This is a genomic window from Leisingera sp. ABD4_442 (assembly GCF_056160905.1).
In genome coordinates this window covers 89,725-110,356 of sequence record NZ_JBSWYB010000014.1, presented here as the reverse complement: position 1 = coordinate 110,356, position 20,632 = coordinate 89,725, and the positions used below count along the sequence as shown (strand labels likewise).

At 64.3% G+C, this 20,632-nt stretch carries 18 protein-coding genes; 9 read left to right on the top strand and 9 right to left on the bottom strand.

The window, feature by feature from the left end; genetic code table 11:
* Window positions 1–222 precede the first annotated feature (222 nt).
* The 6 genes from ACXAHG_RS12930 to ACXAHG_RS12905 all read right to left on the bottom strand — a co-directional run bounded on the left by ACXAHG_RS12930 (window position 223) and on the right by ACXAHG_RS12905 (window position 5,487).
* On the bottom strand, window positions 223–762 hold the full coding sequence (locus ACXAHG_RS12930) for an adenine phosphoribosyltransferase (protein ID WP_008556837.1): 540 nt from the start codon (window positions 760–762) through the stop codon (window positions 223–225).
* A gap of 144 nt (window positions 763–906) precedes the next feature.
* On the bottom strand, window positions 907–1,536 hold the full coding sequence (locus ACXAHG_RS12925) for a LysE family translocator (protein WP_475057908.1): 630 nt from the start codon (window positions 1,534–1,536) through the stop codon (window positions 907–909).
* Window positions 1,537–1,601: 65 nt separating this feature from the next.
* The gene (locus tag ACXAHG_RS12920; protein WP_475057906.1) at window positions 1,602–2,612 is read right to left on the bottom strand and encodes a DUF418 domain-containing protein; all 1,011 of its coding nucleotides are present in this window, start codon (window positions 2,610–2,612) and stop codon (window positions 1,602–1,604) included.
* Between the two features lie 118 nt (window positions 2,613–2,730).
* Window positions 2,731–3,594: an S-methyl-5'-thioadenosine phosphorylase gene (locus ACXAHG_RS12915; protein ID WP_475045329.1), complete on the bottom strand. Its 864-nt coding sequence runs from the start codon at window positions 3,592–3,594 to the stop codon at window positions 2,731–2,733.
* A gap of 257 nt (window positions 3,595–3,851) precedes the next feature.
* Entirely contained in the window at window positions 3,852–4,757 is a 906-nt protein-coding gene (locus ACXAHG_RS12910) for a hypothetical protein (protein WP_475057903.1), read from the bottom strand.
* A gap of 175 nt (window positions 4,758–4,932) precedes the next feature.
* Window positions 4,933–5,487: a hypothetical protein gene (locus ACXAHG_RS12905; RefSeq protein WP_475057901.1), complete on the bottom strand. Its 555-nt coding sequence runs from the start codon at window positions 5,485–5,487 to the stop codon at window positions 4,933–4,935.
* A gap of 192 nt (window positions 5,488–5,679) precedes the next feature.
* On the opposite strand from ACXAHG_RS12905, the gene ACXAHG_RS12900 reads away from it, so the two are divergent.
* Window positions 5,680–7,323 (top strand): SulP family inorganic anion transporter, encoded by a 1,644-nt coding sequence (locus tag ACXAHG_RS12900; RefSeq protein WP_475057898.1) that lies wholly within the window; start codon window positions 5,680–5,682, stop codon window positions 7,321–7,323.
* A gap of 291 nt (window positions 7,324–7,614) precedes the next feature.
* Here the strand turns inward: ACXAHG_RS12900 and ACXAHG_RS12895 are convergent, their stop codons facing one another.
* Both ACXAHG_RS12895 and ACXAHG_RS12890 read right to left on the bottom strand, forming a co-directional pair.
* Window positions 7,615–8,256 carry a CatB-related O-acetyltransferase gene (locus ACXAHG_RS12895; protein ID WP_475044750.1) on the bottom strand — a complete coding sequence of 214 codons (642 nt, stop codon included), beginning with the start codon at window positions 8,254–8,256 and terminating at the stop codon, window positions 7,615–7,617.
* Between the two features lie 8 nt (window positions 8,257–8,264).
* Complete coding sequence (locus ACXAHG_RS12890; RefSeq protein ID WP_475057896.1) at window positions 8,265–8,870, bottom strand: flavin reductase family protein; 606 nt, start codon at window positions 8,868–8,870, stop codon at window positions 8,265–8,267.
* Between the two features lie 123 nt (window positions 8,871–8,993).
* On the opposite strand from ACXAHG_RS12890, the gene ACXAHG_RS12885 reads away from it, so the two are divergent.
* From ACXAHG_RS12885 to ACXAHG_RS12870, 4 genes are all read left to right on the top strand, one after another.
* Window positions 8,994–9,482, top strand: a complete 489-nt coding sequence (locus ACXAHG_RS12885; protein ID WP_475044747.1) for a GNAT family N-acetyltransferase — start codon at window positions 8,994–8,996, stop codon at window positions 9,480–9,482.
* A 46-nt stretch (window positions 9,483–9,528) separates the two neighbouring features.
* Window positions 9,529–10,302, top strand: coding sequence for an EcsC family protein (locus ACXAHG_RS12880; protein ID WP_475057894.1), 774 nt, complete (start codon window positions 9,529–9,531; stop codon window positions 10,300–10,302).
* A 68-nt stretch (window positions 10,303–10,370) separates the two neighbouring features.
* Window positions 10,371–10,883, top strand: a complete 513-nt coding sequence (locus ACXAHG_RS12875) for a DUF1178 family protein (protein WP_475057891.1) — start codon at window positions 10,371–10,373, stop codon at window positions 10,881–10,883.
* 27 nt (window positions 10,884–10,910) lie between these two features.
* Complete coding sequence (locus tag ACXAHG_RS12870) at window positions 10,911–11,552, top strand: SDR family oxidoreductase (RefSeq protein ID WP_475044743.1); 642 nt, start codon at window positions 10,911–10,913, stop codon at window positions 11,550–11,552.
* Between the two features lie 464 nt (window positions 11,553–12,016).
* On the opposite strand, the gene ACXAHG_RS12865 is transcribed toward ACXAHG_RS12870, so the two are convergent.
* Window positions 12,017–13,783: a trypsin-like peptidase domain-containing protein gene (locus tag ACXAHG_RS12865; protein WP_475057888.1), complete on the bottom strand. Its 1,767-nt coding sequence runs from the start codon at window positions 13,781–13,783 to the stop codon at window positions 12,017–12,019.
* A gap of 255 nt (window positions 13,784–14,038) precedes the next feature.
* On the opposite strand from ACXAHG_RS12865, the gene ACXAHG_RS12860 reads away from it, so the two are divergent.
* From ACXAHG_RS12860 to ACXAHG_RS12845, 4 genes are all read left to right on the top strand, one after another.
* Window positions 14,039–14,980, top strand: coding sequence for a glycine--tRNA ligase subunit alpha (locus ACXAHG_RS12860; RefSeq protein WP_475057886.1), 942 nt, complete (start codon window positions 14,039–14,041; stop codon window positions 14,978–14,980).
* Window positions 14,981–14,997: 17 nt separating this feature from the next.
* Window positions 14,998–15,534, top strand: coding sequence for a DUF6446 family protein (locus ACXAHG_RS12855; protein ID WP_475057884.1), 537 nt, complete (start codon window positions 14,998–15,000; stop codon window positions 15,532–15,534).
* 73 nt (window positions 15,535–15,607) lie between these two features.
* Window positions 15,608–17,812 (top strand): glycine--tRNA ligase subunit beta, encoded by a 2,205-nt coding sequence (gene glyS, locus ACXAHG_RS12850; protein WP_475057881.1) that lies wholly within the window; start codon window positions 15,608–15,610, stop codon window positions 17,810–17,812.
* A gap of 177 nt (window positions 17,813–17,989) precedes the next feature.
* Window positions 17,990–20,566: a putative PEP-binding protein gene (locus tag ACXAHG_RS12845; RefSeq protein WP_475057879.1), complete on the top strand. Its 2,577-nt coding sequence runs from the start codon at window positions 17,990–17,992 to the stop codon at window positions 20,564–20,566.
* Window positions 20,567–20,632: the final 66 nt, after the last annotated feature.

Here is a 20,632-nt window from a genome sequence, read left to right as displayed (position 1 = left end):
GGGGGGGGAGGTTTTTGTTTTTTCCCCTCCCTCCCTTTTTTTTCTTTGTTTGTGTTGTCTTTTTGTTTTTTTTTTCCCCCCCCCCCCCCCCCCCCCCCCCCGCGCCCCTTCCGGCCCAAGGGGCCTGAAGGGGCCATGCCCAACGGGAACAGCCTTTCCCTGGAAGGCGCCTGACCGGCGGGAGTGCCCGGGCTGGCAGCCTAGACGGTCAGGAGAGAAGCTTCAGAGGCCTTCGAACTCGCACAGTACATGGACATCCATCCCCATGCTCTCCAGCAGCTTGCGGCCGCCCAGTTCCGGCAGGTCGACAATGAAGGAGCAGGAGACGATCTCGCCGCCCAAGCGCTCGATCAGTTTAATCCCCGCCCCCGCGGTGCCGCCGGTGGCCAGCAGGTCGTCCACCACCAGGATCTTCTCGCCCGGCTTGATCGCGTCGTCGTGGATTTCAACAATCGCCTCGCCGTATTCCAGCTTGTACTCCTGGCTGATGGTGGTGCCGGGCAGCTTGCCCTTCTTGCGGATCGGCACAAAGCCGACGCTCAGCTGGTGCGCGATCGCACCGCCGAGGATGAAGCCGCGCGCCTCAAGCCCCACCACCTTGTCGATCTGCTCGCCGGCATAGGGGTGCAGCATCTGGTCAATTGCCATGCGGAAGCCGCGCGGATCGGCAAACAAGGTGGTCACGTCGCGGAACATGATCCCTTCATGCGGGAAGTCGACGATGGTGCGGATGTAATCCTTGACGGCGGTCTTCTTAGGCATCGGCTTGGCTCTCTTTGACGCAGCGTTGATGGCAGCCAGGCAGAAGGCCGGGCCACGGGCGGTTTCGCCCATGCGGCGCTGTCTTGCAAGGGTCAAGACGGCGCGGATCTCTGCCGGAACGGTCTGAAACGGCGCTGCCGCACGTCATACGGGGCGCCGCAGCAGCGCGGTTGCAGCCCCCATGCCGATCAAAGCCAAACCGCCGGTGCGCGTCACTGCTGCAGCCGCGGCGGGTTTGGCGAACCAGCGGCGCAGCCGGTCAGCCAGCAGCGCATAGGCCAGAGCGTTCAGCGCCGCCAGCCCCACAAAGGTTGCAGTCAGGATGGCAAACTGCGGCAGGACCGGTGTTTCGGGCCGGATGAACTGCGGCACAAAAGCGATGAAGAAAGCGATTGATTTCGGGTTCAAGGCCGTGACGGCAGCTGTATGCCCGAACACGCCGCGTGCCTTGATGCCGGCCTCCGGCTGCAACTGCGCCAGAGCCGCGGATGGCGCGCTGCGCCAGAGTTTGATGCCGAGCCACACAAGATAGGCGGCGCCAATCCACTTGAGCGCTGTAAACAGCGTAGCAGAAGCCATCACTAGCGCGCCGAGCCCGGCCAGGGATGCACTCATTGCGATCAGGTCGCCAGTTGCCACCCCAAGTGCCGAGGCAACAGCGACCTGCCGCCCCTTGGTCAGGGCATAGCTTAGCACCAGCAGCACAGTCGGGCCGGGGATCAGCAGCAGGGCGGTCGAGGCAGCGGCAAAAGCCAGCCAGAGGTTCAGATCCATAGGTTTCTCCTTGCGGCTTACGTGCCGAAGGGAGCCTTAGAATTGCAGTGCAGTCAACAGCGGTGTCAGCGGGCTGAACCGGTGCTCCAGCGCATCAGCGCTTCCAGTGGTCCGTGCCTGGCAAAGATGTTCCAGACCCGCACCAGCAGCATCGACAGCGCACAGAACCCCAGCGAGAAGCCAAAGATCTGCTGCACGCTCAATGAGCCGTCGAGCCGGCCCAAGGCCTCCAGCGTGCCCATTCCCAGCAGGATATGCGCCGCATAAAGGCTGAGCGCCTGCCGCCCGGGGGCTGCCAGCCACCCGGCCAGCCCCGCCTTGGCAAGGGCCGGGCCGATGGCCAGCATCAGCCCGGTTGCCATCAGCGCGCTGCCAGAGGCCGCGATGACATAGAAAGGACCCGGCGGGATGGCGCTGGTGTTCAGGAGATCAATCAGCTCCGGATCCTGCACCAGCGCACCGGGCAGCGCCCCAAGGCCGGCGGCCATTGCCCCCCAGAGGATCAGGCGCATCTGAACAGCGCGGCTGGCCAGGTCCAGACGGCCTGCCCACATGCCCAGGAGCAGGAAGGCGGCCCAGGGAAACACCGGGTGCCAGCCGTTGAAGAAGGAATGCCGCAGGAAGCCCTCAAGGGTCCAGAAATCCGCATATTCGAGAGTTTCCCAGTTCCAATGCGCCTCATACTCCAGCGCCAGCAGGCTTATGAACCCGATGATCAGAATGGCCGCAGCGGCCCGCAGAAGCGCCCCGCTGGAGACGGTCAGAAATGGCAGTGCCACCAGGAAATAAAGCGCGTAGAAATGCAGGATATCGGCCTCGAAGATGGTCAGGTTCACAAGGCCGATTGCGAACAGGAACAGGGCGCGGCGGAACAAGACTGCCCGGCTGGGTTTGCCTAGCGACAGCCCGATCCCGGCCAGCACCACAAACAGTGCGGCGGCCCGGCCCTCCAGGCTGCTGGTGAACACAGATATGGCATCGGTTCCGGGTGTTACCTGGGCCGCAATGCGGAAGTTGACCAGGACCATGCCGCAAAACGCAAGGAAACGGGCAATGTCCAAACCATGAAGGCGCATGGGAAAATCCTGAAACCAGAAGCTGTATCTGCTGTTTGATAAAGGAACCGGGATGTGCAACGAAAAGGGCGGCACCCTGCGGCCCGCCCTAATTGTCTCAATCTGTTGCTGTCCGGTGTCAGCCCAGTATCCGGCCCGCCACGGCGTCCAGTTTTGCCAGCAGCGCCGGATCGCGTTTCTCCGGGGCGGTCATGATCGCATATTCCAGCGCCTTGTCGCAGCCATGCGGACAGTCCGCGCGTCCGGTGCCAAGCAGACCGGGGAGGCGGCTGACCAGCGCCCGGGCATTGGCGGAGTTGCCCTGCAAAGTCGCAATGATTTCAGTGATTTCCACTGCGCCATGCTCTGGATGCCAGCTGTCGTAGTCAGTGACCATTGCGATGGAGGCATAGCACAGCTCTGCCTCGCGGGCGAGTTTGGCCTCGGGCATATTGGTCATGCCGATCACATCGCAGCCCCATTGCTCGCGGTAGAGTTTGCTTTCCGCCATCGAGGAGAACTGCGGCCCTTCCATGCACAGGTAGGTGCCGCCGCGGTGGATCTTGATCCCGGCGTCCTTGCCTGCAGCCTCCGCCGCGTCCGACAGCCGTTCGCAGATCGGATGCGCCACGCTCACATGCGCAACACAGCCGGTGCCAAAGAAGCTTTTGTCGCGCGCAAACGTCCGGTCAATGAATTGATCCACAACAACAAAATCGCCCGGCGCCATCTCCTCGCGGAAGGAGCCGCAGGCAGAGACCGAGAACACATCCGTCACGCCGAGCCGCTTCAGCGCGTCGATATTGGCGCGGTAGGGGACCTCGGTCGGGGAATGCACATGGCCGCGGCCGTGGCGGGGCAGGAAGGCCATTTTGACGCCGTCCAGGGAGCCGGTCAGGATCTGATCCGAGGGCGCCCCCCAAGGGGTTTCGACAGAGACCCATTCGGCGCCTTCCAGCCCGTCGATCTCATAAATACCCGAGCCGCCGATCACGGCAATCATGGTTTCCTTGGTCAAGCTCTGCCCTCCTGATGCTGCTGGACCCGGATATGCGCAAGGGAGGGCGGTTTTGGCAAGAGCAAGGTGATAAACAGGGGGTGACATGCGTGCACCCCCTGTGCACCACCCGTGCACCGGAGGGGTGCCGCACGTTCGGGTTTTGCCTTCGGCAAGAGTATTTGGGAAAGATGAAAAGGCGGGGCTATTCGCGCCGGATGATCCCGGTCAGCGCCGCGGCACCGAGGGCGACCAAGGTCGGATCATTCGGTGACTGACGAAGGAGCTGCACTTATCAGGGACTGCAAGATAAACTGTTCTTGCTCTGAAGGTGTATTCAAGGTGCCTTGCACCTGCCTGATGAAGATGAAGTCTGCAATGGTCGGCGCTTTGTAATCATAGGCCGTGTTGAGCGCGCTCGGCGTGAAGCCCACAAACGGCTGCAAACCAGCTGAAATCAAAAGCTGCTGGCGCAGGCAATGGTCAATCTCTTCGTATTGCAGAAAGACAAAGTATTTGCGGCTTTGCTTGCCTTCGAGAAAGGCAACTCTGCAAGTCGTTCCGTCAAACAATCCCCGCGAGACAGGAAGGTGATCCTCATTGTATTCGGCCCCATCCACTTCGGTGTAGAAATCTTCGGCTGCCTTTACGCCAATCTTCTTTGAGCCGAACCGCAGATGATCTTCACCGCCAATGATGAGAACTAGGCCGGCGTCTCCAGCGTGATTTGCAGGAACGGGTTTGATCCCGGCTTTCACGAACACAGTGTTGAGGACAGAAGCAAGCTTTTCAGACAGGGGGCGTTCTCTGGTTTCCGCGTCGGTAAGCACACGAAAAGACATTTCTCCAGAGGGCCAGGAAAAATAGCCATTTGAACAACTTTGGCATATTGAAGCGGTCTTCTTGAAGTCGCCCTCCAAAACAAAAGGTTTCAATAGGCTGGAATAGTCAACAGGCTCCTGTGGCGCTGCCTTTGGACCGTTAATTATGTTCCCCTCCGCGTCAATTTCGAAGTGGTCTTCTCCTAGTTCCTCAACCTGCTGTTTTGAGAAGACTGAGGAGTGGATGTTTGGGAGCCGGTCCTCGCTTGCCGCAGAAAGTGAAGAAACTGCAGTGAAGGCTAGCGCCGGAAGGAAAGTACCGAAGCGCCGTCTGCTCAATACTCTCAAAGCCCCCTCTCCTTGCCATCAATGTCCGCCTTGCTTGGAAACAAGGTGCTTACTTTCAAGTTCTGCCAGTCTGGGGTTTCCAGTCATTCAAGCGTGTGTGGATTAAGCAGGCCAAAAGGAGAATTTTCAATCCCTAACAACCCCTAAAGTTTAACGTCAGCGGGTCTGCGGAGTGTCAGTCCAGCAAGCCGCGGGCGGCGGCTTGGGTTTGGAAATCGGCAAAGGCCGCGGCAAAGCCTGCCAGCGGCCAGGTGAGGTCCTGCGCCATGCCGTGGCGGTCGCGGAAGGTGAAGCGGAAGGCGCCGCCCGCTTGCATTCGGGCGATCAGCGCATCCGCGTCCTCGCCGGTGAACGTGCAGCTGAGGCCGGTCAGGCAGCCGGGGGCGCGGCTGCGCCAGGCGGTCTCTCCATCCTGGTCGATGCGGAAACCGCCGGGGGTGAACAGGGTGCCGGGCTCGATGCCGAAATCGGCTTTCCAGCCGCCGTCCTGGGGGGTGATGAACAGGAACTGGGCCGCGAATTTCGGGTGCGGCGAGAACACGTCCACCCAGCGGATGTAGCAGCGCTGGACCAGGGTGCCGTTCTCCTCGCGCTCATCGCAGACCGAGTTCCAGATGCCGAAGCTTTCATAGTGCTTGACCCGCCAATTGCCGGGGGTGTCGTTGCCGTCGCGGTCCTGCGCTGCGGCAGGGACGGCGAGGAGGGCGAGGCAGGTGAAGAGGGCGCGCATGGGTCATCTCCCGGGGTGACGGCAGCAGCCTGCGGCTGCCGGGAAAGCGGTGCAAGTCACATTGGCGCGACGGCTGATGCGCGGGCGGCTGGCGGGCGGAGGGAGAGCGGGGCAATCAAACCTTGTGGCAAAGGCGGATTTCCGCTAGGGGCGGGCAGCGAACCCCCATCCTCCCGAGCACAGGTACCTGACATGAGACGCGCAGCCGTGGCTTTGCTGGCCAAGCAGATTTCCCCGCCCAATCTTTCGATCATGCAGGACGAGGGCTTTACCGTGGCCCGGGTGCGCACCGAGCTGTTGTCGGGGCTCACCGTGGCGCTGGCGCTGGTGCCGGAGGCCGTCGCCTTTGCATTCGTTGCGGGGGTGCATCCGCTGGTGGGGCTTTACGCTGCCTTTATGGTCGGGCTGATCACCGCGGTGTTTGGCGGCCGGCCGGGGATGATCTCGGGCGCCACGGGCGCGCTGGCGGTGGTGATGGTGGCGCTGGTGGCGCAGCACGGGGTGGAGTACCTGTTTGCCACCGTGGTCCTGATGGGGATCTTGCAGATCATCGCCGGTGTGATGCATTGGGGCAAGTTCATCCGGCTGGTGCCGCATCCGGTGATGCTGGGCTTTGTGAACGGGCTCGCCATCGTGATCTTCCTGGCGCAGCTGACCCAGTTCAAGGTGCCGGGGTCGGGCGGCGCGGAATGGCTGAGCGGGATGCAGCTTTACATGATGCTGGGGCTGGTTGGCCTCACCATGCTGATCATCTGGGGGATGCCCAAGATCACATCGGTGATCCCGGCGCCGCTGGCGGGGATCGGTGTTGTGGCGGTTCTGGTCATTGCGCTGAACATCGACGTGCCGACCGTTGGCGATATGGCCTCAATCAAGGGCGGGTTCCCGAGCTTCCACAACCCGTTTGGCACCGGTGAGGGGCTTTATGGCACAGCGCTGGCGCCGTTCACGCTGGAGACGCTGTGGATCATCCTGCCCTATGCGGTGATCCTGGCCGCCATCGGCCTGATCGAGAGCCTGCTGACGCTGAACCTGGTGGGGGAGATCACCGGCAAGCGCGGCGGAGCCAGCCAGGAGTGCATTGCGCAGGGTGCGTCCAACGTGGTCACGGGCTTCTTTGGCGGCATGGGCGGCTGTGCGATGATCGGCCAGTCGATGATCAACGTGAAATCCGGCGGCCGGACGCGGATTGCGGGCATTGCCGCGGCGCTGTTCCTGCTGGTGTTCATCGTGGTGGCCTCGCCCTTGATCGAACAGATCCCGCTGGCCGCGCTGGTGGGCGTGATGTTCATGGTGGTGATCGGCACCTTTGCCTGGAACAGCCTGAAAATCATGACCAAGGTGCCGATGATGGACGCCTTTGTGATCGTGCTGGTGACCGTGGTGACGGTGATGACCGACCTGGCGATTGCGGTGGTTGTGGGCGTGATCGTCTCGGCCCTGGCCTATGCCTGGAACAACGCGCGCCGCATCCACGCCTATACCCGCGAGTCGGAAAGCGACAAGGGCGCCAAGGTCTATGAGATCGAGGGGCCGCTGTTCTTTGGCTCCACCGACGGCTTCATCGAGCTGTTTGATGTGGCAGGCGATCCGGATCATGTAATCGTGGACTTTGCCCGCAGCCGGGTGGTGGACCAGTCGGCGCTGCAGGCAATCGAGGCTGTGGCCGGCAAGTATGAGGCTGAAGGCAAGTCGCTGGTGCTGCGGCATCTGAGCCGCGATTGCCACCAGCTCTTGACCAAGGCGGGCCATCTGATGGTCGATAGCGATGACGACCCGGAATATGAGGTTGCGGTGGATTACTCGGTCAAGACCGGGGTGCTGGGCGGCCACTGACGCCTGGCCGGTGTTAGAAAATTGTCCGCGGTTCTGGCGAACCGCGGGCTTTTTTGTTTGTAGGGGTTTGTTTTTCGGGGGCTTCGGGCTCACCATACCAGCAAAAGCCGGCCCCGATCCTCCATCCCCTGATCCTTGCCTGCCACCCGGTCCCCGCCGCGCCAAGGAAAATAGCCGCCTCCCCGCCGGGGGCGGGGCCCCTCGGCGATTTGCCTTGTCCCGGCGAACCCCGCGTGGCCGTCCGGTCTCAGGCGACGGCGGCTCCGGACCAGCAAGGGCATGGGGGCAGGGTCAGTCGGGGGCGAGGGTTTCGAGCATGTCGAGATCGCCGGACAGCAGGGCGGGTTCGGCGCGGGTGATCAGCTCGGGCGGCCAGTCCCACCATTTGAGGCTGAGGAGCCGGGCGATCTGCGGTTTGGGGAAGCGGAAGCCTTGCACGGCACCGGGATTGCCGGTGACGATGGCATAGGGCGGCACCGTGCCGCGCACCACTGCGCCTGCGCCGATGATGGCGCCGTCGCCGATGCGGGCGCCGGGCAGGATCAGCGCGTTATAGCCGACCCAGACGTCATTGCCGACCACCGTGTCGCGGGTGTCGGGCTGAAAGCCCGCCATCTGGCCTGGGTCGAACACTGGGAAAGGATAGCAGCTGAGCCCGTCCTGGGCGTGGTTCGCGGAGGCGGTGATGAAGCGCGCGCCGTGGGCGATCTGGCAGAAGCGGCCAAGGATCAGACGTTCGCGGGCGCCGGGGAACAGGTAGGGGGCAAGGTGCTGCGCCCAGTTGTCCGGCGGGTTGAAGTCGGAGGCGTAAGTATAGTCTCCGGCCTGGATATTGGGGTGATCCAGCACCTGGGACAGCATCACCGTGCCTGCGTGGGGCGTGCCGTCCGGCAGGAGGATCGGATTGCGTTTGCGGGGATCGGGAAGCGGCATGGCGGGGCTTACTCGCCGGGGCGGGACAGGGAAAACAGGTCGCGCACTACTGAGTAGTCGCGGTAGCCAAGGCGGGCCAGCGGCTGGAAGGCGGTGACGTCGAAGGCGCCGTCGCGCAGGCAGTCGTCGCGCAGGTGCACGCCGGTCACCTCGCCGAACACCACCTTGTTGGCCTCGCCCGGCAGGGTGACGATTTGGGTGAGCCGGCATTCCAGCGCCGCGGGGGCAGCGGCGGCGCGGGAACAGGCGATGGTTTCGCATTCAATCGGGTCCAGGCCTGCGTGGGCGAACTCATCCGTCTCCTTGGGCAGGGCGGCGGAGCTGGCGTTCATCGCATCGCGCAGCGCATAAGAGACCACGTTGACGCAGAAGACGCCGGTGGCCGCGATATTGGCAACCGAGTCCTTGGTGCCTTCCTGGTCCGGTTTGGCGCTGGTGGAGGCAAACATCACCTGCGGCGGCGTATAGGCCACTGCGTTGAAGAAGGAATAGGGCGCAAGATTGTTCACCCCGTCCGCCGAGCGCGAGGAGATCCAGCCGATGGGCCGGGGCGTGACAATGGCATTGAACGGGTTGTGGGGGAGGCCGTGGCCGTCCTCGGGGCGGTAGAACATGCGGGGGTCCTGCTCTGGTCTATAGGTGTTTGCCCAAGGCTTACGCCCGTGTTAGGCCAAACGCCAGCCTGCAGGGGAAATTGGCGGAGACTGCGGCGTGGTGAGGGGCGGAGACTTGGCGGCGTGATCGAGCTGACAGCGGAAACTGCGGACGACCGGTGGGAGGTCGAGGCGCTTTATGACCTGTGCTTTGCGCCGGGCCGCGAGGCGCTGTCATCCTACCGCCTGCGCGACGGGGTGCCGCCGGTGGCGGGCCTCAGCCAGGTGGCGCGCGACAGCGACGGCATTCTGGCTGCGGCGATCCGGTTCTGGCCGGTGCTGATCGGGGACGCGCCTGCGCTGCTCTTGGGGCCGGTGGCGGTGCACCCGACCCGGCAGGGCGAAGGGCTGGGCGGGTCGTTGATTCGCGACAGCCTGGCCAAGGCGGAGGAAACCGGCTGGGCGCGGGTAATGCTGGTGGGCGATGCGCCCTATTACCGGCGCTTTGGATTTACCAAGCTTTCCGGCGTCGAAATGCCGCCGCCGACCAACCCGGAGCGGGTGCTGGGGCTGGCGCTGGAAGACGGTGCCTGGCAGGGCATTCAAGGCCAGGTTGCCCGCTGGCAGGGTTGAAAATCCGCTGTCTGCTGCCGATGTTTAAACGGCAAAGGAGACAGTTTTGGCAGATGTTCTGACAGACGCGCGGAGCTACACCCCGCAGGAGATCGAATTCGAACTGGATAGGCTGGCGGAGCGGTACCGCGCCGCTGGCGGCACGGGGATCGACTTGCTGAACCGGCTGGGCGGCAGCGGCGAAAGCCTGCTGGAGCGGCTGCCGGCGCCGGTGCGGGCCGGGCTGACAGGCGCTGCGGAAACCGCGCTGCGGGTTGCCATGAAGGGCGCCAGCCGGTCGCGCCGCCTGGTGCCGGATCAGACAGCGGGCTTTGACCGCGTGCTGAGCGCCGCCATGGGCGCAGCCGGAGGCGCTGCCGGGCTGCCGGGGGCGCTGATTGAACTGCCTGCGACTACAGCCTTTTTGCTGCGCAGCATACAAAGCGCCGCGGTGGAAGAGGGGTTTGATCCGGAGGCTGAAAGCGTGACTTTCGACTGTATCCAGGTGTTTGCGGCAGCGGGTCCGCTGGCCGATGATGATGGGGCAGACCTTGGCTTTCTTTCGGTCCGGCTGGGGCTGCCCGGCGGGCTGCACAAGCTGATCGCGCAAGTGGCGCCGAAGCTAGGCGCGGTGCTGGGGCAGAAACTGGCGGCCCAGGCGGTGCCGATTGCAGGCGCCATGGCCGGGGCAACAGTAAACTATGTCTTTGCCGGGTATTACCGCGAGATGGCGCATGTGCATTTTGGCCTCAGGCGGCTGGCCGTGGAGGCAGATGTGCCACAGGAAGAGCTGGCGGCGAAGCTGCGTCAGCGGCTGCAGCGCCCGGATGCAGCAGGGTAGATGCAAGAGGCCTCTTGCGCTTGCCGGAAAGGGAGATTTAATCAGCCTTTCCTGCTAAGAGGGAAAGCATGATTCAATACAGCCTCAAATGTGCGGACGGCCATGCGTTCGACAGCTGGTTCCAGTCGGCGGCGGCGTTCGACAAGCTGGCAGCGGCCGGGATGGTCTCTTGCGCGGTCTGCGGCGGCACCAGCGTTGAGAAAGCTATTATGGCGCCGCGGGTGCGTCCCGGGCGCAAGGCAGTGTCCGGCGTGGGCGAGCCTGAACCGCAAGCGGCGGCGCCGGATGCACCAATGCCTGTGCCGGCTCCGGCGCCCGTGCCTGCTCCGGCAGGCCCGGGCATGCTGAGCAATCCCACCGGGGAGGTGGAAAAAGCCCTGGCGGAGCTGCGCAAGAAGGTTGAGGACAATTCCGATTATGTCGGGGACAGCTTTGTGCAGGAGGCCCGCGCGATGCATCTGGGCGAGGCGCCGGAGCGGGCCATTCATGGCGAGGCCAAGCTGGAAGATGCGCGCGAGCTGATCGAGGAAGGCGTGCCGGTGATGCCGCTGCCGTTCCGTCCGGGCCGGAAATCAAACTGACGTAATTCGAACTGAAGGGCCTGAGCCATGCATGCAGTTGTAACAGGAACCAGCCGCGGGATCGGCAAAGAGCTGGTGAAGCGGCTGCAGGAGGCGGGCTACGAGGTGACAGGCACCTCGCGCGACCATTCCTCCGGCGTGCGGCTGGATGTGTCGGATCCGGGCCAGCAGGCGCGCTTTGCCGCCCAGATCAAGGGGCGCCCGGTGGATCTCTTGGTCTGCAATGCAGGCGTTTATATCGACAAGGCGATGGGGCTGGAGGATTATTCCGCCGAGGTCTGGACCAAGACGCTGGCGGCCAATGTGACCGGCGTGTTCCTGACGGTGCAGGCGATGCTGCCGAACCTGCGGCTGGCGGAAAACCCCAGGATCGCCATCCTGTCGTCGCAGATGGCCAGCCAGTCCCGGGCGCCGGGCGGCAGCTATGCCTACCGCGCGTCCAAGGCGGCGGCCCTGAATATCGGGCGGAACCTGGCCACCGATCTGCAGCCCGAGGGGATTGCGGTGGGGATCTACCACCCGGGCTGGGTGCGCACCGATATGGGCGGCGATGAGGGTGACATCACGGTCGAGGAGTCGGTGGCCGGGCTGATCAATGAATTCGAGGTTCTGACGGTGGAGACTTCTGGCTGTTTCCACACCTGGGACGGCCGTATCCACCCTTATTGATACCTCCAGGAAAAACGGGGCTGCCTTGCCGGGGGGGAAGGCTCCCGCACCCGCAGGTGCCTGGCTGCGCCAGACCCCTTGGCGGGTTTGGGCCGGGCGCCGCGCGGATGCGCGGCGCGGGGGAAAAAAAAAAAAGGGGGGAACACCCCAAAAAGGGGGGGAAGGGAAAAATCCTCTCCCTTCCTCGCGCACCCCCCCCCCCCCCCCTCCTCTGCCCCCCCCCCCCCCCCCCCTTTTTTTTTGTCCCCCCCTCCTCCCCCCAGCCCCCCCCCCCCCGGCACCGCACGCAGGTGCGGTGCCATGCCCAAGGGGGGAGGGCCTGGAAAGGTCCGAAGCCGGGCGGGAGCCCCCCGCCCGAGGCCAGGCGGCCCGGGGAAGCATTTGTCAGGCCCGCACAAAAAAGCCGGTGCGGGGAGCGCACCGGCTGATGTTTTTTGAAGCGCTTGGCCCTGCAGGCCCGGCGCTTACTCCCAGCAGCTGACCAGCACGGTCATGCCGGAGGCGAGCCGGGTGATTGCCGCGTTGGGCAGGCTGCCTGCGGAGGCGCTCTGTTCGGCGGCGCTGAGGCCTGCGGCGCTCAGCGCGGCGCGGATAGCTTCGGCATTCACGGCAAAGCTCACGCCTTCGGGCAGCTGCTTGCCTTCGATCTGGCGCGGCAGCAGCATGCCCAGCACCGCACCGGTGCTGTCCAGAACCGGGCCGCCGGCATCGCCGGGCTGTGCCGCCAGCTCCAGCCGGGCCACGCCGGTGTTGCCGTCCAGGCTTTTGACGTCGGCGACCTTGCCCCAGGTGAGGCTGGGAGCACCCAGCAGGCCCTCATAGGAGAAGCCGGAGACCGCGACCTCGGACTGCAGCCGCGGCGAGGCGGTGCTGAGGCCGGCAACCGCGGCAGGCGCCAGCGCCTGGGCGGGTTTCAGGATGGCGATGCCGTCGGCGGTGTTGTTGGCGGCAACCTCTGCCTGGTAGCCGTGGTCCAGGGTGATCCGGGTGCAGCCGGCCACCACGTCGGAGGTGGTCAGCACGCTGCCCTTGCCGTCCACGAAGAAGCCCGAGCGCGACAGTTTCGGCTTGCGGATATCCAGGCCTGAGACCAGGTCGATGCTTTGCACGGCGTCGCCGCCCTCGGCCGGGTCCAGCACGCCGTCCAGACGGGTGAAGCTGGCCTGCATTGACGCCAGCACACGGGCGCGGCGGTCTTCGTCGCCTGCGGGCCAGATCAGGGTGAAGCCCTTCACTTCGCCGTTTTTGAGACTGGCCTGGGTGAAGGAGACGATCTGGTTGTTGCGGCCTTCGATGGTGAAGCTGTCCTTGCCGCGCTGGCGGGGGCCTTCCAGCGGCACGATTTCCAGCGTTTGCAGGATGTCATAGAGGCCGAACAGGGTGCGCTTGTCGCCGGGCTGGCTGATCAGCAGCACCCGGGCACCCAGGTCCCCCTTGCTGGTGTAATGGGCAAAGGGCGATTCATAGCGGTCAAAGCCAACCTCACCCGCCGGGATCTGCAGGGCGATGCCGGCCTTGGCATCCTCAACCCGGGCCACGCCGACAGAGATCAGCGGCGCGTTGTATTCATCCATCAGCACCTGGCGCTGGGCGGTTGTCAGAACGCCGGTCGGCTCAAAGCCGCGGGCGGCCTGCCAGTCGCTCATCGAGGCGCGGGTGCCGCGGCCGAAGGCGCCGTCGATCGAGGAAGTGTAGAACCCGGCCGCCTTCAGTGCCACCTGCAGCTCCATCCGCTGTTCACGGCTGAGCGCGCGTTCGCTGCGGCGGGCCTCTGCCGGGGTCTCGTCGGGCAGGGTGGTCTGAATGGCCGCCTGCTGCTGCGGTTCCGGGTCTGTCTGCGCGGGTGCTGCCGGGGCGGGGGCGGGTTCTGCAGGCTGGGTGGCATCTGCCGCCACCGGATAGAACTGGCTGCGCAGGTTGCGGCGGAAGGCGATGAAGCTGTCGCGCGGGATCTGGCCTTCGGCACGGTAGACCTGCAGCACGCGTTCGGCGTCTTCACGGGCATAGGGGCCGATCACCACACCGTACCAGCCGCCGCCAAGCGCATAGCCCGAGACATCGGGCAGGCGGGCGGCATAGGTGCGGGCCTCTGTTTCGGCCTCGCGCAGGGAGGGCCGGGCGGCGATCTGGATCCAGACCGCATCGCGGCTGCTTTGCGCCGAAACAGGCGCCGTGAACGCAATGGCCAGCGCGATCAGCGGCAGCGCCAGAGCGGCAAACAGTTTTTTCATGTGTGGGCCTCGTATCCCGGAAGTACTCTTATTCTTTGCCGCGGAGGTTAAGCATTTTGCGGCACCAAAGGGAACTCCTCATGACAGGGGGAATTCCCGACCCGTTGCCGCATTTCCGCAATTTTGTTGCCAATGGAGTGCAAACGGCCGGCAGGGCGGTGCGGAACCGGGGGCCAGGGGCGTTGACCCTGCCGGCAGGCTTGCATAGGAAGATCCCCGCAATTGCTGCCTTAGCTGCCCCTAAAGGGATGAGAGATGACCCAGACCAACGGCGCGCCGCGCTCCTTCCAAGAGATTATCCTGAGGCTTCAGAATTACTGGGCCGCCAAGGGCTGCGCGGTGATGCAGCCCTATGACATGGAAGTCGGCGCCGGCACCTTCCACCCGGCGACCACACTGCGCTCGCTGGGGACCAAGGCCTGGGCCGCGGCCTATGTGCAGCCCTCGCGCCGGCCGACGGACGGGCGCTATGGCGAGAACCCGAACCGTCTGCAGCATTACTACCAGTACCAGGTGCTGATCAAACCCAGCCCGCCGAACCTGCAGGAGCTGTATCTGGGCAGCCTTGAGGCGATTGGCGTTGACATGGCGATGCATGACATCCGCTTTGTGGAGGATGACTGGGAAAGCCCGACGCTCGGCGCCTGGGGCCTGGGCTGGGAGGTCTGGTGCGACGGTATGGAAGTCAGCCAGTTCACCTATTTCCAGCAGGTTGGCGGCCATGACTGCCACCCGGTGTCGGGGGAGCTGACCTATGGTCTGGAGCGTCTGGCGATGTATGTGCTGGGTGTCGATCACGTGATGGACATGCCCTTCAACGACCCGGATGCGCTGATCCCGCTGACCTATGGCGATGTGTTCAAGCAGACCGAGGAAGAATACGCCCGCTGGAACTTTGACGTGGCCAACACCGAAGTGCTGCTGCGCCATTTCGAGGAGGCCGAGGCCGAATGCGCCGCGATCCTGGCTGAGGAGCATCAGGACCCGAAGACCGGCAAGCGCATCATCATGGCGCACCCCGCGTATGATCAGTGCATCAAGGCGTCCCACATCTTCAACCTGCTGGATGCCCGCGGGGTGATTTCGGTCACTGAACGCCAAGCCTATATCGGCCGCGTCCGCGCCTTGGCCAAGCAATGCGCCGACGCCTTTGTGCTGACCGAGGCCGGCGGGCATGCGCCCGAGAGCGCGGCCTGAGCAGGGGGCGGCACGTTATGGGGAAATTCCTTGCCCTGATCCTGATCGTCTCCGGCCTCGCGGCCGGAGGGGCGATGTATTATCTGCAAGTCTATGGCTTCTACGAAGACGTGGAACTGCAGCCGGGCCGCGACGTGGTGCTGGTGCCGCTGGACGGCGGCGAGGGGCAGCCGATTGCCTATGCGGATTTCGAGGCGATTGACGCCGGCAGCTCCCCGATCCGCTACCGCGCCTGCTTCACCACCAAGATGACGCCGGACGCGCTGGCGCAGCTCTTTACCCTGTCGGACAAGACAGAGCCGCGCAACGCGCCGGACTGGTTCGACTGTTTCGATGCGGCTGCCATCGGCGCCAAGCTGGCGGATGGCTCTGCCAAACCGTTTCTGTCGGTCAAGAACATCTCCTATGGTGTCGACCGGATTGTTGCCGTCACCAATGAGGGCCGCGGCTATGTCTGGCATGAGCTGAATGACTGCGGCCAAAAAGCCTATGACGGCACCGTGGTGGGCGAGGAATGCCCGCCACGGCCTGAGGCCGGCGGAGGCAACGGATAGTGCCCCGCATCTTGCCCGAATTTTCTGAATTTTCCGCTGCGCCCGCCCGCGCGGCCACGCCCGAGGATATCTGATGCCCGATCTGCTGATTGAACTGTTTTCCGAGGAAATCCCGGCCCGCATGCAGGCGCGTGCCGCCGAAGACCTGAAAAAGCGCGTGACCGACGGTCTGGTCGAGGCGGGCCTGACCTATGCCGGGGCCGCGGCGCTGTCGACGCCGCGCCGCCTGACCCTGGCGGTGGATGGCCTGCTGGCGGAAAGCCCCACCATCCGTGAAGAGCGCAAGGGCCCCAAGGTCGGCGCACCGGACAAGGCGGTCGAGGGCTTCCTGCGCGGTGCGGGCCTGACCCGCGACCAGCTGGAGGAGCGTGAGACCCCCAAGGGCGCGGTCTATTTCGCGATGATCGAAAAGCCGGGCCGCCCGGCAGCCGAAATCATTGCCGAAGTGCTGGAAGATACCATTCGCAACTTCCCCTGGCCGAAATCCATGCGCTGGGGCGCAGGATCCTTGCGCTGGGTGCGCCCGCTGCATTCGATCCTCTGCATCTTGTCGGATGAGGCAGGCGCATCGGTGGTGGATCTGGACATCGACGGCATCAAGTCGGGCAACACCACCCGCGGCCACCGCTTCATGGCGCCGGAGGAAATTACCGTCACCGGTTTTGACGACTACGCCGCCAAGCTGAAGCGCGCGCATGTGGTGCTGGACGCCCGCGAGCGGGCTGAGGCGATCTGGCAGGAGGCGACCAACCAGGCCTTTGCCGGCGGGCTGGAGGTTGTCGAGGACAGGGGGCTGCTGGCCGAGGTTGCCGGGCTGGTGGAATGGCCCGTCGTTCTGATGGGCGCCATCGACGAGGAATTCCTGGAACTGCCGCCGGAGGTGCTGCAGACCTCGATGAAGGAGCACCAGAAGTTCTTCTCGGTCAAAAAAACCAAGACGGGCCGGATCGAGAAGTTCATCACCGTCGCCAACCGCGAGACCGCGGACAATGGCGCGACGATCCTGGCGGGCAACCAAAAGGTGCTGTCGGCGCGTCTGGCTGATGCCAAGTTCTTCTGGGAGAACGACCTGCGCACGGTGCAGGAACTGGGCTTTGAGCCTTGGGTGGAAAAGCTTGAAAGCGTGACCTTCCACGCGCAGCTGGGCTCAGTCGGCGATCAGGTGAACCGCATTGCCGCGCTGGCGCAGGCGCTGGCGCCCAAAGTGGATGCGGACCCGGCGCTGGCGCTGCTGGCGGCGCAGGCCTGCAAGGGTGATCTCTGCTCCGAGATGGTGTTTGAATTCCCCGAGCTGCAGGGGCTGATGGGGCGCTACTATGCCGATGCGGCAGAACTGCCGGCAGCAATCGGCAAGGCCAGTGAGGAGCATTATTCGCCGCTGGGGCCATCGGATGATGTGCCGTCAGAGCCGGTTTCGGTTGCGGTGGCGCTGGCTGAAAAACTGGATAAGCTGACCGGCTTCTGGGCGATTGATGAAAAACCCACCGGGTCGAAAGACCCCTTCGCGCTGCGCCGGGCCGCGCTGGGGGTGATCCGGCTGGTGCTGGAGAATGATCTGCGGCTGAACCTGCAGGAAACCTTTGAGGCAGCGCTGAAAACCTTGCTGAAGCTTGCTGACTGGCAGGGGGCGCTGCTGGAAGCCAAAGCTGCGCAGAAAGACGCATCGGGCGAGGTGCTGGACGCTGCGAAGAAGCGCGTGCATGACATGGCGCATCAGGTCGAGGCCGCCAATGCGGTGACCGCGTCCGCCTCCGCCGATCTCCTTTCCTTCTTCCACGACCGGCTGAAAGTCTTCCTGCGCGATCAGGGCATCCGCCATGACGTGATCGACGCCTGTGTCGCCATGGAGGGCAACGATGACCTCACGCTGCTGGTCAAGCGCGCCCGCGCGCTGGAGGATTTCCTGAAAACAGAAGATGGCGGGAACCTTTTGCAGGGCTTCAAGCGCGCCAACAACATCCTGTCCCAGGCAGAGGAGAAGGACGGGGTCGAATACTCCTTTGGCGCCGACCGCAAATTTGCCGAGGAGGACGCGGAAAAAGCGCTGTTTGATGCGCTTGCAGCGGGCGGGGATGCGATCTCTCCGGCCATCGAGGCCGAAGATTTCGCGGCAGCCATGCGAGGCATGGCTGCTCTGCGCGCGCCCATCGATGCGTTCTTTGAGGCGGTGCAGGTGAATGCGGAGAACGATATTGTCCGCCGCAACCGCCTGAATCTCCTCAGCCAGATCCGCCAGGTCTGCGGCCAGGTGGCCGATCTCACCAAGGTTGAGGGCTGATCGCGCACCAGCTCTTTCATCTTGCCAAAAATACTCCCGCCGGAGGCACCGGTCTTTCCACCCGGAAAGGCCGGTTTTTTCGTATCCGGGCCCGCATTCACGGTCATCTCCCTGTTACAAGACTCTTGCGCGATCCCCGCATGTCCTTATGGTGACTTGCAAAGGAGACGTGCTGCAGTGCAGAAAGATTTCGAACAGACCCCGCCGGCCTCGCTGATCACTTCGACAGCGCCCATTGCTACGGCCACCCATGGCGGCCGGGCGAAATGCCTGCAGCGGCTGGTGCGGCTGGACCTGCCGGTGCCGCGCACGGTGGCGCTGTCTTTCGATGCGGTGCATGCAATTGCCGAGGGGCAGATGCCGGACCTGAATGCGGTGCTGGCAGAATTCGACCAGGAAGCGCTGTTGTGCGTGCGGCCGTCCTCGGAAGATCCGGATTGGGGCGGCCCCGGGGCGATCCTAAACATCGGTATGAACGATGCGCGCTATGTCGATCTGTGCGACAGCCTGGGCCGCGAGGCTGCGGCGGCGCTGTATCTGCGGTTCGTGCAGTCTTATGCGGTGCATGTGGCGCGGCTGGACCCAGATGTGTTCGACGATGTCGAGGACGGCGGCCCGGATGCGTTGAGTGAAATTCTGCATGCCTATGAGGCGGAGACGGATGAGCCGTTCCCGCAGGACCCGGGTGAGCAGCTGGGGGCGGTGCTGCGGTCGATGGCGCGGGCCTGGGAGGGCACCTCGGCGCGGCTGCTGCGCCAGGCCAAGGGCGCGCCGGCCGATGCAGGCCTCGGGCTGGTGGTGCAGGAGATGATCCCCGGTGTCGGCCAGGGGGAATGCGGCTCTGGTGTGTTGCAGCTGGTGAATTCAACCACCGGACAGCCGCAGCTGACCGGCCGCTACCTGAGCCAAAGCCAGGGGCGCGATGCGCTGGGGGCAGGGGCCAAGGCGCTGTATCTGGGTAAGGACGCGCGTGGCCTGTCGCTGGAGGAACTGGCGCCGGAGGCCTTTGCGGACCTGAAGGCCCATGCGGCACTGATGCGCCGCAAGCTGCGCGAGGAGATGCAGCTGGAATTCGTGATCGAGAACGGCCGGGTGCATATCCTTGACGGTGTGCGCGTCGCGCGCACGGCGCAGGCTGCGGTGCAGATCGCGGTGGCGCTGGCCGACGATGGTATTATCCCGCAGGAAGAGGCGCTGATGCGCGTCGATGCGCATATCCTGAACGAGCTTTTGCACCGCCAGGTGGCGCCTGACGCCAAGCGCGACGTGATCGGCAGCGGCATTGCCGCCAGCCCCGGGGCCGCCACTGGCAAGCTGGTGTTCACTGCCGCCGGGGCTCAGGCCAGTGCGGCGCGGGGCGAACCCTGCATTCTGGTCCGGCGGGAGACCTCGCCCGAGGATGTGCGCGGTATGCATGCGGCGGCGGGGGTGCTTACGGAAAAGGGCGGCATGACCAGCCACGCGGCGGTGATCGGCCGCGGTCTGGGGCTGCCGTGCATTGTCGGCGCCTCCAACATGAAGTTCCATAGCAAGCGCAAGATGCTGGAAGCCGCAGATGGCCGGGTGTTCAAGCCGGGTGATATCATTACCATCGACGGCAGCAGCGGCCAGGTTCTGGCAGGGCAGCCGGAGATGCTGGAAGCGGCTGAGGATGGGGCGCTTTTGACCTTGCTGACCTGGGCCGACGAGGCGCGTGACATTGGCATCCGGGCCAATGCAGACACGCCGGAAGATGCTGAAATGGCAAGGAAATTTAATGCGCAAGGGATCGGGCTGTGCCGTACGGAGCACATGTTCTTTGAACCTGGGCGGCTGACCGTGATGCGGGAGATGATCTTTGCCGAGACGCCCTCGGGCCGGGAAGCGGTGCTGGAGCGTTTGCTGCCGATGCAGCGCGACGACTTCCGGGAACTGTTCCGGATCATGGGGGGCATGCCGGTCTGCATCCGCCTGTTCGACCCGCCGCTGCATGAGTTTCTGCCGGCCACCAAAACCGGCCAGCGGGAGCTGTCGGAGGCTTTGGGCATTCCCGTGAGCGATGTCACCCGCCGGGTCGAGGAAATGGGCGAATACAACCCGATGCTGGGGCTGCGCGGCGTGCGGCTGGGGGTTACTGTGCCGGAAATCTACGACATGCAGGCGCGGGCGATTTTCGAGGCCACGCTGGAGGCCTCGAAATGGGGTGAGCCGGTGGTGCCGGAAATCATGATTCCGCTGGTGTCGGCCAAACGCGAAGTGGAGCTGGTCAAGGCCCGCATTGATGCGGTGGCCGCTGCGGTCAAATCGGAGCGCGGCGAAGATTTCACCTACCGGCTGGGGGTGATGGTGGAAACGCCGCGCGCGGCGCTGCGCGCGGGGGAGATTTCGCCGCACACGGCCTTCCTGAGTTTTGGCACCAATGACCTGACCCAGATGACCTATGGGCTGTCGCGTGACGACGCGGGGCGGTTCATGTCGGACTACGTCAATCAGGGCGTTTTTCCGGAAGATCCGTTCCACGTTCTGGACACGGACGGGGTTGGGGAGCTGCTGAAACTGGGCGTTCAGCGCGGCCGGGCCGAGAACGGAGACATCACCCTGTCGATCTGCGGTGAGCATGGCGGCAACCCCGAATCGATTGCATTCTGCCGCGATGCGGGCTTTGATTATGTATCGTGTTCACCATTCCGGGTGCCGGTTGCGCGTTTAGCCGCAGCCCAGTTGGCAATTTCCAGCAAGACCGGGCAGACGGCGCCAACATACACAAAATATTAAGAAAAATCAGGGCATCCAGCGGCTGCCGGTGTCAGGTCGGCGCTATGTGCATGTTCCCCTTGAGTG